The 12399-nt window shown below is 56.7% G+C and carries 12 protein-coding genes; 9 read left to right on the top strand and 3 right to left on the bottom strand.

Annotated features, from left to right (window positions below):
• The first annotated feature begins 238 nt into the window (after positions 1-238).
• The 4 genes from A3GO_RS0111305 to A3GO_RS0111290 all read left to right on the top strand — a co-directional run bounded on the left by A3GO_RS0111305 (position 239) and on the right by A3GO_RS0111290 (position 4692).
• Positions 239-622, top strand: coding sequence for a DUF6394 family protein (locus A3GO_RS0111305; protein WP_029133494.1), 384 nt, complete (start codon positions 239-241; stop codon positions 620-622).
• A gap of 15 nt (positions 623-637) precedes the next feature.
• A complete protein-coding gene (locus A3GO_RS23640; protein WP_051302217.1) occupies positions 638-2380 on the top strand; it encodes a potassium channel family protein in 1743 nt (580 codons plus the stop codon).
• A gap of 215 nt (positions 2381-2595) precedes the next feature.
• Positions 2596-3165: a hemerythrin domain-containing protein gene (locus A3GO_RS0111295; protein ID WP_029133493.1), complete on the top strand. Its 570-nt coding sequence runs from the start codon at positions 2596-2598 to the stop codon at positions 3163-3165.
• A 255-nt stretch (positions 3166-3420) separates the two neighbouring features.
• Complete coding sequence (locus A3GO_RS0111290) at positions 3421-4692, top strand: NAD(P)/FAD-dependent oxidoreductase (RefSeq protein ID WP_029133492.1); 1272 nt, start codon at positions 3421-3423, stop codon at positions 4690-4692.
• A gap of 89 nt (positions 4693-4781) precedes the next feature.
• On the opposite strand, the gene A3GO_RS0111285 is transcribed toward A3GO_RS0111290, so the two are convergent.
• The gene (locus A3GO_RS0111285) at positions 4782-5960 is read right to left on the bottom strand and encodes a methyl-accepting chemotaxis protein (protein ID WP_037375216.1); all 1179 of its coding nucleotides are present in this window, start codon (positions 5958-5960) and stop codon (positions 4782-4784) included.
• A 130-nt stretch (positions 5961-6090) separates the two neighbouring features.
• Entirely contained in the window at positions 6091-7110 is a 1020-nt protein-coding gene (hemH, locus tag A3GO_RS23635) for a ferrochelatase (protein ID WP_037375214.1), read from the bottom strand.
• 457 nt (positions 7111-7567) lie between these two features.
• Between hemH and xerD the strand changes: the two genes are divergently transcribed.
• The 5 genes from xerD (at position 7568) to A3GO_RS0111255 (ending at position 11450) form a co-directional block, all read left to right on the top strand.
• Positions 7568-8470: a site-specific tyrosine recombinase XerD gene (xerD, locus tag A3GO_RS0111275; protein WP_029133490.1), complete on the top strand. Its 903-nt coding sequence runs from the start codon at positions 7568-7570 to the stop codon at positions 8468-8470.
• 60 nt (positions 8471-8530) lie between these two features.
• On the top strand, positions 8531-9013 hold the full coding sequence (locus tag A3GO_RS0111270) for a YajQ family cyclic di-GMP-binding protein (protein ID WP_029133489.1): 483 nt from the start codon (positions 8531-8533) through the stop codon (positions 9011-9013).
• Between the two features lie 2 nt (positions 9014-9015).
• Positions 9016-9768, top strand: coding sequence for a DsbC family protein (locus A3GO_RS23630; protein WP_051302215.1), 753 nt, complete (start codon positions 9016-9018; stop codon positions 9766-9768).
• 231 nt (positions 9769-9999) lie between these two features.
• Positions 10000-10749 (top strand): PP2C family protein-serine/threonine phosphatase, encoded by a 750-nt coding sequence (locus A3GO_RS23625; protein ID WP_037375213.1) that lies wholly within the window; start codon positions 10000-10002, stop codon positions 10747-10749.
• 38 nt (positions 10750-10787) lie between these two features.
• Positions 10788-11450, top strand: coding sequence for an FHA domain-containing protein (locus A3GO_RS0111255; RefSeq protein WP_029133488.1), 663 nt, complete (start codon positions 10788-10790; stop codon positions 11448-11450).
• Between the two features lie 58 nt (positions 11451-11508).
• Here A3GO_RS0111255 and A3GO_RS0111250 read toward each other — a convergent pair whose 3' ends face one another.
• Positions 11509-12285 carry a DUF3530 family protein gene (locus tag A3GO_RS0111250; protein ID WP_029133487.1) on the bottom strand — a complete coding sequence of 259 codons (777 nt, stop codon included), beginning with the start codon at positions 12283-12285 and terminating at the stop codon, positions 11509-11511.
• Positions 12286-12399: the final 114 nt, after the last annotated feature.

Raw genomic sequence — 12399 nt, 5'->3', positions numbered from 1 at the left:
TGTTACCAATAGTAACAACTTGGGCGGGTGCGGCCTGGCCTGTTTCAGGAATGCCCCTGGCATGGGGCGCGCCGTGGGCGCCAATGAGCCTGTGGCAGGCGACAGCGGGGCCATTGGTTTCAATACAAGACTTGGTGCCGATGAACACAGATCGTATGATCGGCAGGTGGCGCTGAGCCGCTGCGGACGGAAACAGGGCTGTATTGGGCAGGTTCAACCGGTGAGATGAGGGGAGTCGATGAATCCTGAAAAGGTGGTGTTTGGTTTTTTTATTGTTTTGGCGCTGACGCTCAATTTTGGTTTTTTCGTGGGGGAGATCGATAACCCCGACCACCACCATGTGTATGAGCTGTTTGCCGTGGTGGTGGTCAATTTGATCGCCACGCTGCTCAAGTTCGGTGATCGGACCCAGATGGGAGCGGTGTTGCTGGCCACCAGTCTGGTGGCGGTGTTGCAACTGCTGGCAGCCGCGTTGATCTGGGCTGTTGTTGAACACACCTCCGGCAGTGGCATGACCCCGGCGATGATGGCCAGTATCGTCTCGCTATCGGGCGGCGCCATGCTGGCCAATGTGATTTCGGTCGTCCTGCTGGTGATCGAGACCGTGATGCTGCGACGTTAGTCCCGGCCGGCGCTTATGCACAGCATTTTTTTCCTCATCTTCCGCCGCATGCGTCAGCCGCTGCTGACACTGGTGTTCACCTATGCGGTTGCCATCTTGGGCCTGACCCTGATGCCGGGACAGGATGAGGCCGGCAATGTCTGGTTCATGGATTTTTTCCACGCCTTCTATTTTGTCAGCTTTATGGCCACAACCATCGGTTTTGGTGAAATCCCCTTTCCCTTTACCGATGCCCAGCGACTCTGGGTCACTTTTTCCCTCTACGCCACCGTGGTGGTCTGGATCTACGCTCTCGGGACCCTGCTCTCCCTGGTTCAGGACAAGACTTTTCAGCAGGCGTTGACCGAAAGCCGCTTTGCCCGCCGTGTTCGCCGGATGCGGGAGGATTTCTATCTGGTGTGCGGATATGGCGAAACCGGTAGTGCCCTGACCTATGCGCTGACAGAAAGGGATCGTTCGGTGGTGGTGATTGATATCGACCCCGATCGCGTCAACATGCTGCAACTGGAGAACCTGCGGCAATACGTGCCGGCACTGCAGGGTGATGCGTCCCGTCCCAAGTGCCTGCTGGAGGCGGGCCTGAAACATGTCCGTTGCAAGGGGGTAGTGGCGCTCACTAATGTGAACGAGGTGAATCTGAAAGTTGCCATTACCAGTAAGCTGCTACACCCCGAGATCAAGGTGATCTGCCGTTCCGATTCTCATGATGTTGAAGAGAACATGGCCTCGTTTGGTACCGATTACATCATCAATCCCTTTGACACCTTCGCCAATCATCTGGCCACCGCACTACAGGCGCCGGGGCTTTATCTGCTGCACAGCTGGTTGACTGGTGAGCGGCGGCTGCCGGAGGCGCCAATCTATCCACCAACGGCGGGGCGCTGGATTATCTGTGGTTTTGGCCGATTCGGCCGGGCCATTTATCGCCGGCTGAAGAGTGAGGGGATCGAGCCAGTGGTGATCGAGTCCAAGCCCGAAATGACCGGCATGCCGGAAACGGGGTTTGTGCTGGGCCGGGGCACCGAGGCGGATACCCTGCTGGAAGCCGGCATAGACCGGGCCGTCGGCCTGGTCGCCGGGACCGACAACGACGCCAACAACCTCTCCATTATTATGACCGCCCGGCAACTGCGGCCGGATCTGTTTGTGATTCTGCGACAGAATCACAAGGAGAATCAGGCCATTGTCGATGCTGTGCAGGCCGACATGGTGATGCATCCGAGTGCCATTATCGCCAACCGTATTCGGGTATTGCTGGGCACCCCGTTGCTGTATCAGTTCACCAGTCTCGCTCTGCATCAGCAGGATGAGTGGGCGCGGGAGCTGGTGGAGAGACTCCACCGGCTGGTGGGAAGTGAAAAGCCTGCCATCTGGGAGGTGCTACTGGATAGAGAGGGGGCGCTGGCGGTTTATGACGCGGTGATGAAAGGGCGCAAAGTGACCCTTCCCCATCTGTTATCCGATCCGGGTGAGCGTACCCGCTCCCTGCCAGCCATCTGTCTTTTACTCAAGCGGGAGGGGCAGCGCCTGGTGCTGCCTGCCGATGATCTGGCATTGAAGGCGGGCGACCGATTACTGTTTTGTGGTCGCCATTCGGCCCGTGACCGGATGGATTGGTGTCTGCAGAACTATCACGCACTGAAGTATATTCTTACCGGCGAGGTCGCCTCGGCCGGTTGGATCTGGCGGCGAATAAGGCGTGGTGGCAAATCCACGTCAAATGATAAACAGATATCACAGGATCATGGCGAAGGTTGATCCCGTAACTCTCCCCGGTCCATTTGGTGAGGTGTGTCGGGCAAAGATGGGTTAGGATGGATCTATCCTACAGGCCCGGATAAAGCACCGGCCAGTTCGCGGGTAACCCCTGCGTGCTGTTTGCGTTCGGGAAGCTGGAACAGATTTTATGGGGTGGTAAAAAAATACTTATACCCAAATTACTCGATTCTTGGCTTGTTATATGGAGGCATCCCATGCATTATCTATTGGAAAAACTACAGAAAGATCATAGGAATTTGGAAAGAATTCTTGATCTTTTGACGTCCCAGCTCGATCAGTTTCTAGCGGGGCGTGAGTCGGATTTTGATCTGAAAATCGAACTGTTGGAGTACATGGAGGCCTACGCGGACCAGGGGCATCATCCCCTGGAGAATGTGATGTTCAGCGTGGCCAAAGCCCTGGTGGATGAACAGGCGGACCTGCTGGACCGACTGGTGCAACAACATCAGGAGTTGGCGCAACTGACTCGTACCTTTCGCTATTCGCTGGAAAATATCTACCAGGGTGGAGTGATGCCACGGGACGAACTGGAGGTGCAGGGGCGGGAATTTATCGCGCTGCAGCGTCAGCACATTGCGTTGGAAGAGCAGGAAGCCTTTCCCCTGCTGGATAACGTGCTGCGGGAACAGGATTGGGCGGCAATCATTGAACAATCGCCCAATCACGATGATCCGGTGTTTGACAAGCCCGACAAGATCCGTTTTCAGACCCTGTTCGAATATCTCAGCAGAGTCGAACAGGGCGGGACGCCGGCGGCCGGTTGACGGATTCGCAAGAGCGGATCACCGTATCATGGCAATTGTCACGATGATCATTTATTACAACAGGCTTTATCTACAGGGGTTCAGGAGCAGAATCCGCCTGTTTTAAATGCCGATGTGCATCCGACCGGATTGAGTAATCCATTGCGAGGGCTGAAGCAGGAAGCCCGAGTTGACAGGATGATTGTTCAGTCCATCGGGTCGTCAGCGGTAAATGGGGAAAATTGGTAATAGCGCGTTCCTTGGGAGGAAGAGAGTATGGCTCATATCGTTGTATTGGGTGCAGGTACCGGGGGTATGCCCTGTGCCTACGAATTGAAAGAGACCCTGGGCAAGGATCATCAGGTCACGGTAATCAATGAGCGGGAGGAGTTTCAGTTTACACCTTCAAATCCCTGGGTGGCCGTTGGCTGGCGTGATCGGGCGAGTGTGACATTTGATATCCGTCCCCACCTGGAACGCAAGGGCATCGGCTTTATTGCCAAGCGTTGTGACAAGATCAATGCCGAAAACAATACCCTTGAGATGGCGGATGGCGAAGTGGTCAGCTATGACTATCTGGTCATCGCTACCGGGCCGAAGCTGTTTTTTGAAGAGGTGGAAGGTGCGGGTCCGGTGGTTGGCAATACCAAGTCGATCTGTACCGTGGATCACGCTTTGGATGCTTACGACGCCTATCAGCAACTACTCGATGATCCGGGTCATGTGATTATTGGCGCCATGCCATTTGCCAGCTGTTTCGGACCTGCCTACGAGTTCTCCTTTATCATGGATGCGGATCTGCGCAAGCGTAAGATGCGCGACAAGGTGCCCATGACCTATGTGACCTCGGAGCCTTATATCGGCCACCTTGGCCTGGGCGGCGTGGGTGACTCCAAGGGCTTCCTGGAGTCCGACTTGCGCGCTCACCATATCAACTGGATCACCAATGCCAAGGTGACCAAGGTTGAGGCGGGCAAGATGCACATCGAGCAGTATGACGACAGTGGCCATCTGGTGAAGAATCATGAGCTGGACTTCAAGTACTCCATGATGCTTCCCTCGTTCAAGGGAGTGGATGCGGTGGCCAATGTGGAAGGGCTGTGTAACCCGCGTGGTTTCGTCTTCGTGGATAGCCACCAGAGAAATCCGACCTATCCGAATATTTACTCGGCCGGCGTCTGTATCGCCATCCCGCCGGTTGAAGCGACGGCGGTACCGACCGGCGCCCCCAAGACCGGCTATATGATCGAGTCCATGGTCACGGCCATTGTGCATAACATTGCGGATGAACTGGCCGGGCGCGAGCTTTCGACCAACGCTACCTGGAATGCCATCTGTCTGGCGGACATGGGTGATACCGGCGCCGCCTTTGTGGCCTTGCCGCAGATCCCACCCAGAAATGTGGCCTGGTTCAAGAAGGGCAAATGGGTGCATATGGCCAAGATCGCCTTCGAGAAGTATTTCATCCGCAAGATGAAAAAGGGCACGTCCGAGCCGATCTATGAGAAGTACATCCTCAAGATGCTGGGCATAGGTAAATTGAAGTAACCGGCCTCAAGCGCAAAAAAAGCCCGGCGATGTCCGGGCTTTTTTTTGGCTTGATCAGGTAGGAGCGGCTCCAGCCGGGAAGGGTCGCCTCAGTGTCTGAACTGCTCCAGCATCTCCCTCAGTTCATGTGCCTGATGACTCAGCCGATTACTCGACTCGGCAACCAGCAGGGCGCCTTGGGAGGTGTCCTGGGAGGATTCGTCGATCTGTTCCATATGATCCTTGATTGTCCCAATGAGTGCGTTCTGTGATGCGGTGGCCGTGGACAGGTTGTTACTGATCAGGGTTACCGAGGAGATGGCTCCGGCAATTTCAGCCAGCAGTTCCGCCGCGTGTTCGAAATGCTCTTCCGTCTGTATCGCCCGGCTGCGTGCGTTATCCATCACATTCACTGCTGATCGGGAACCCGTCTGCAACTGGCCGATGATTTTTTCGATCTCCTCGGTAGACTCCTGGGTGCGTGTTGCCAGGGTGCGTACCTCGTCGGCAACCACGGCGAACCCGCGGCCCTGTTCTCCGGCGCGGGCCGCTTCGATGGCCGCATTCAATGCCAGCAGATTGGTCTGCTCGGCGATGTTGCGGATCACGTCCATGACCATGCCGATGCTGGCGCTCTTCTCATCCACTTGGCTGATCACATCTCCCGCTTTATTCATGTCGGCAATCAATGCAGAGATGGACCCGATGGCTTCAGTGGCGATCAGGGTGCTCTCTTTGGCAAACTGATCGACCTGGCCGGAAGAGCCGGCGACTTCAACCGCCATTTCGGATACCTGGTGGATGCTGTCGCTGATTTCATCAATGGCCTGGACCGCCTGTCGGCTCTCCACCTGCTGTTGCGCGGCCTTCTCACGACCCTGCTCGGCGATTCCGGCCAGTTGCTGGGTGTTCTCGTCCAGTGCGTGAGTGGAACTGCCGATTCGGCCGATCATGTCACGCAGGTTGGCGCCCATCTGGTTGAAGCTGTTGATGATCTCTCCGATCAGATCATGACTGACCAGGGTGCACTGGTGGCTTATGTCGTTATTGCTGATGGCCTGCGCCACCTCGGATATGCGCTGCAGGCGGCGCAGCAGCACCTGTTTGCACACCCAGTAGTTGGCGATACCTATGGTCAGACCGGCAATGATGCAACCGATATTGAACCAGAGCTGCATGCCGGGTTTCCATTCGACAAAAAACTGTGCATACAGGGGAAAGAGCAATCCCATTATTAGACCGAATCCCATATAGGTGATGAAGAGCGTACGGAGAATACTTGGCTTCATAGACGGTTACCTGATTATTATTGGGTAACGGGATATCGGCTAACTAACTGTGATCTTTAATGTTTTCAAATAAATTATACTGATGCATAGTATAATTTTATCTATGTCAAAGTCTTTTGGTTGGTCGGGATCAACCGTCCCGCCACTGGTGTCTTTGCACAAGATCGGCCAGTGCTTCGATGTGCGGCTGGCCGTCGTTCAGTGAGGGGATGTAGTGGTACTCCTCGCCGCCGGCGGAGAGGAAATATTCCCGATTCTCTTCGCCTATCTCCTCCAGGGTCTCCAGGCAGTCGGCTGGAAAGCCGGGGCAGATTACATGGACCCGTTTGATCCCATCTGCGCCCCACTGTTTCAGGGTTTCATCGGTATAGGGCTGAAGCCATGCCTGCCGCCCGACCCGCGACTGGAAGGTGATGGCCCACTGCTCCGGTGACAGGTCCAGCGCGGCGGCGAGCCGCGTTGCGGTGATCCGGCACTGTTCGGCATAGGGATCACCCTGATCGGCATAGGCTTGGGGAATGCCGTGAAACGACAGTAGCAGCCGGTCAGGCTCGTCATGGTTACGGGAGAAAACCCTTATGCTCTCCGCCAGGGCGTCGATATAACCGGGGTCATCATGGTAGTGATTAATGAAGCGCAGTTCGGGAAGCCAGCGCCACTGCCGCAGTACCCGGCTGATCTCGTCAAATGTGGATGCGGTAGTGGTGGCGGAATACTGCGGATAGAGCGGCAACACCAGTATCCGTTGGGCGTTGGCCTGGCGCAGGGCTTCCAGTCCTTCAGCGATGGACGGTGAGCCATAACGCATTGCCAGCACCACCTTGACCGGGCCTTCGAGTCGCTGTTCGAGGGTCTGCTGCAGCGCGCTGGCAATCTCACTGGAGATAACCAGCAGAGGCGATCCCTGGTCGGTCCAGACCTTGCGGTAGGCGGCCGCTGAGCGTTTCGGACGGATGCGCAGAATGATGCCGTTGAGTACCAGCCACCAGAGGAGCCGGGGAAACTCCACTACCCGGGGATCACTGAGAAATTCCCGCAGATAGCGTCTGACATCAGCGACCGAGGGTGAATCAGGAGTTCCCAGGTTAGTGATCAGGATGCCGGTGCAGGGAGGTGTGCGGTTGTCGGGGGCAGGTCCGTGAAATCTCATGCGCTGCTATTGGTGGTTGTTGAAAGTCCGGCCTATGATCCCCTATTCGTCCGCTGTGGTGCAATGCCTAGACAGGGCAGTTCTAGATTCAGTGCAGGTCAGGTCAGGTCAGGTTTATAAACCCTCTGTCCCAATTATGTGTTGGTGTTGTTTTGGCTAAGCTTGGCGATTCGCCAGGTAGGAGCGGCGCCTCGCCGCGAATTCGGCCCCGGTGCGGGCCTCCTGCAGGTCAACCCCCCTCTCCGGCGGCCAAGCATAGCGGTAGGAGTGGTTTCAGTCGTAGCTAATTTTTCCTGAATACGGCTGGGCTGGATGGTAATCGTAAGTGAGTTTGTCAAATTACGGCTCAAGGTCGCCAGTGGGTGATAGAGGCGGTGTATGATGCATGCACCGCCCATGACGGCGGCTGCCGGAGAGGGGATAAACTAACGGTGGGGTGTTTACCGGGTGAGCAGTGATGACGGAAGTGGTGGATAGCACGATCATAGAGCGTTTTGCCGATGCGTTGTGGATGGAGAGGGGGCTCAGTCGCAATACCCTGTCCGCCTATCAGTCGGACCTGTTCAAGCTGGCCGAGTGGCTGGAGAAGCGGCAGAGTGTGACTCTGTTGGAGGCGGGCCGTGGTGATCTGCAGGCCTATCTGGCGGCCTGTGCGCAGGCGGGTAAAAAGGCGCGCTCCACGGCACGCATGCTCTCCTGTTTTCGCCAGTTCTATCAACACGCCCTGCGGGAGGGATGGGTCAAACTGGACCCTTCGGCCCGGATCGATGCGCCCAAGCTGGGCCGGCCGCTGCCCAAGTCACTGACCGAGCAGGAGGTGGAGGCGCTGCTGGAAGCCCCGGATACCGATGACCCGGAAGGGCTGCGGGACCGGGCCATGCTGGAGCTGCTGTATGCCACTGGCCTGCGGGTCTCGGAACTGGTGGGACTGCGGTTTTCCCAGCTCAGCCTGAATCAGGGACTGGTCCGGGTTATGGGCAAGGGGGGCAAGGAGCGACTGGTTCCGCTGGGGGACGAGGCGCTGGAGTGGCTTTCCCGTTTCATCCGCTCGGCCCGCTATGATCTGCTGGGCGAACGGCTCAGTGATGATGTTTTTCCGACCCGGCGCGGGGCCGCCATGACCCGTCAGGCATTCTGGTACCGGATCAAGAAACATGCGGCCACCGCCGGGATTAGCAAGCACCTTTCGCCCCACACGCTCAGACACGCCTTCGCTACCCATCTGTTGAATCATGGCGCCGATCTGCGCGTGGTACAGATGCTGCTGGGACACAGCGACCTCTCCACCACCCAGATCTATACCCATGTGGCACGGGAGCGCCTGAAGAGCCTGCACCAACAGCACCATCCCCGCGCCTGAGTTGCGGCAATATGTTAGCCTTGACCGACCTGTAGCAACGTGTAAGAGGAGTCAAAAACCGTGCCGTCATTTGATATCGTCTCCGAAGTGGATATTCAGGAGGTGCGTAACGCCGTCGATCAGGCCAAGCGGGAGATATCCACCCGTTTTGATTTCAAGGGAACCAAGTGCAGTTATGAACTGAACGACACTGAGGTCACCCTGAAGGGCGAGCAGGAGTTCCAGCTCAACCAGATGATGGATATCCTGCGCCAGAAAATGGTCAAGCGGAAGGTGGATATCACCTGCATGGATATCAAGGAACCGGAAACCACACTGAACGCCGCTCTCCAGAAGGTGCTGATCAAGCAGGGTATCGAGACCGATACGGCGCGTAAAATGGTGAAGATGATCAAGGGCAGCAAACTCAAGGTGCAGGCCCAGATACAGGGTGATCAGGTCCGGGTAACCGGCAAGAGCAGGGATGACTTGCAACAGGTGATCACCCTGTTCAAACAGACCGAGTTCGATCTGCCCCTCAAGTACATCAATTTCCGGGACTGATCGTGAACAACTGCGTGGACTTTTACCGGGGCCTGGCCCTGTTGCTGCTGTTGTTCCTCCTGATCGGCCCGGCAGTCGCCCAATCTGATGACCGGCAGATTGCACAGGTGCGCCAGAGCCTGGCGCTGCTGTTGCCGGATATCCTGCCCGACAGCATCCGCAGCACCCCGATACCCAATATTTTTGAAGTGGTGGTGGGAGCGCGGCTGGTCTATGTGACCGGTGACGGCCGTTTCCTGATCGAGGGAGAGATCATCGATCTGGAGCAGCAGAAAAATCTCACCAACCCCCGCCTGAACGAGATCACGGTGGCTGCCGTGGATGCGGTCGGTGAGCAGAATATGCTCATCTTCGAGCCGCCGGAGCAGACCAAATATACCGTCACCGTGTTTACCGATATCGATAGCGCCTACAGCCGCAAATTGCATCAGGAGATCGATCAATACACCAATCGGGGTATACGGATTCGATATCTGTTTTATCCCAGAGCCGGGGAGCGGAGCGACTCATTTGCCAAGGCCGTGGCTGTCTGGTGCGCCCCGGACCGGCAGCAGGCGATAACCCTGGCGATGGCCGGTGAGCCGGTCGATTCGATATCCTGTCCAAACCCGGCACACAGTCACTGGCAGTTGGGGGAGCGCATGGGCGTATCCGGCGCGCCGGTCATGGTGCTGGAGAACGGGGATATGCTGCCGGGTTATGTCGACGCCGAGCGCCTGTATGAAATCCTGGATAAGATGAAGCGGCTGAAATAACCCTGAGCCAATCTGGTTACTGCCCCTATTTTGCCTTTAAGGTGCTGCACGGGGACGGATCTGCATAATAAGCTCCCTCACCTTGCAGAAATGTGCAGCCGTTTACAGATTATTTGGTCGTAGTGTCTGAAGATTCAAGTCTGATGGAAAAGCTGCCGATAGCACGCTCATGGAACATCGCCACCCTGCGAAGGTAATTCCGGCCGACTGGGCCAGGATTAGTAATTAGATATGAATGTACTGCCCATCCGTGCTGTTGCCTGTTCCGATAAGGGACGGGTTCGGGAGATCAATGAGGATAGCGTGGCGGTGCTGGAAGCGCACGGCCTGGTGATTCTGGCGGATGGCATGGGCGGATATAATGCCGGGGAAGTGGCCAGTCAGTTGGCGGTTGAAGCGATAACCGCCGATCTATTGCCACTCTGCACGAATGATGAAACGACACTGTCATCGCAAACAATTCGATCGGCGGTGGAGGTGGCGAATGAATCGATTCTCTCTACCATGCTGGCCGAGCCGGCTTACGAGGGAATGGCCACTACGGTGGTGGTGGCATTGTTCTGCGATAATCGGGTGCACTATGGCCATGTGGGTGACTCACGGCTCTACCGCTTGCGTGATGGAAAGCTGGAACAGCTGACCCGGGACCACTCCATGATCCAGGCGCTGGTGGACGAGGGGATGTTTGGCACCGTACAGGAAGCGCTGGATGCCGGGGTAAAGGGCAATGTCCTGATTCGTGGGCTGGGCATCCATGAGACAGTTGAAGTAGATGTCGGGGTCTCGGATGTGGCGCCGGGCGACCTCTACCTGTTCTGTTCAGATGGTCTAAGCAACATGATCCCGCATCAGGACATGCTGAATATAGTGATGGAAGCAGACGGCGACATAAACGACGCTGCCGAACGTCTGTTGGAGACAGCGCTGAACAACGGCGGTCTGGATAATGTTTCACTGGCACTGGTATGCCCCGAACTTTAAGGTGAATGCGGCCAGATAACTCTGGGTCGGGAGTAACGATGGAAAAGCTGGTTATAAAAAAAGACGATGCCCTGGTGGATGAGCTGGCGATTGATAAGCAGATAATCACCATCGGGAGGGACATGGAGTCCGATCTGCAGTTGAACGATCCGTCGGTAAGCCGGCACCATGCAACCATCAGGCGCATTTATACCGATCTCTATATCGAGGACTTGGGCAGTACCAATGGCACCCAGTTGAATGGGCGCAGCATCACCAAGCATGCACTGAAGGCGGGTGACCGGCTGGCCATCGGCAGCTACATGCTGGATCTGGTGGTGGATGTACCGGAGGAGGAAGCGGAAGGAGACCTGGACAAGACGGTTGTGATCCAACCAGAAGTGGTCGCCGCCGCCCGTGCCAGGCGGGCGAGTCCGGTAAGAAAGCTCCTGCCCAAGAGCGCCACGCTGCGTTTCTTCCGCGGACCGAACAAGGGCAATCTTGAGAAGATTGATCGTTCACTCTTCACCATCGGTAAGCCGGGTGAGAATGTGGCCGTGATCGCACGACGCCCCCAGGGTTTCTATCTGCTTCATATCGGCGGCTCCAGCTTCCCGCGCATCAACAACAAGGAGATCGACTCCAAGGGCGGCGTTCAGCTGCAGGAGGGGGATGTGGTGGAAGTGGGTGAGTACATGGCGGAGATCTCCTTCGCCCAGTAAGGGGTTGCTCGGGTCCGGTTGTGGATCCTGGAGAGTATGCCCCGGTCCTGGCCCGGCTTTAATCCCTGGTCAGCCCGCCCAGCCACTTTGCGACCGCCTCCACCAGCGGTACATCGTAACCCCGGAACATATGTCCGGCCCCTTTCACCTCCACTTGGCTGTAAGCGCTGTTTCCGCCCCGCCGGGCAGCGTCCAAACGTGCCGTGCGCGTCAGGTTGACGGTGCGCAGATCGTGTTCGCCAAAAATATCCAGGGTCGGTTGGGCAATTTTTTCCAAGTGCCCCAGGGTGTCGCCATATCCGGACCGTTCGGCGCCGGAGAGCCCCACGGCAATAAACCCCTTGAGTGCTCCGTCAGTGGATTGTGAAACCCAATATGCCGCCATCTCGCTGCCGAGGCTGTGTCCGGCAATCACCAGAGTTTGATATCCTTGCTGGTGCAGGTAGCGCATGCCGGCTTCGATACGTAGAAGTGCCTCGGGAAAAATTGGATAGTATTCATTGACCCCCGCATCCGCACTCAATACCGGCATCTGCAGCGAAAGCGTTGCCCAGCCTTGTTCCGGCAACTGTTCGCGCAATGGATTGATCACCTCCGGCCAGTCCGGATGCACGCCGATCCCGTGTACCAGGATGAGTGCACCGTGACGTTTTTCATCGGTCGGTTCAGTGTAGATGGAGAGGAATCGGTGGTTCCCGGCTTCGAGCCATATCGGCTCACCAACCACAATGGCATCTACAATCTGGTTCGTCCAGCGCGCTTCGCGCTGCAGATCGGACGCCTGCGTGGGAATGACCCACAGCAGTATGAGCCAAGAGAAGTTTTTCGCGACCAACCCTGTCCTGAAGCAAACCATATAATGAAGCATAGGAGTCAATGGGCTGAACGTCTATGACGCCTGAGCGGTGCCAGGGGAAGAGCGCAAGAATCGGGTGGTATCGTGCTACCG

The organism is Sedimenticola selenatireducens DSM 17993 (assembly GCF_000428045.1).
GTDB lineage: Bacteria > Pseudomonadota > Gammaproteobacteria > Chromatiales > Chromatiaceae > Sedimenticola > Sedimenticola selenatireducens.
The sequence above is the reverse complement of the archived record's forward strand: the minus strand, read 5'-3'. Positions and strand labels throughout refer to the sequence as shown.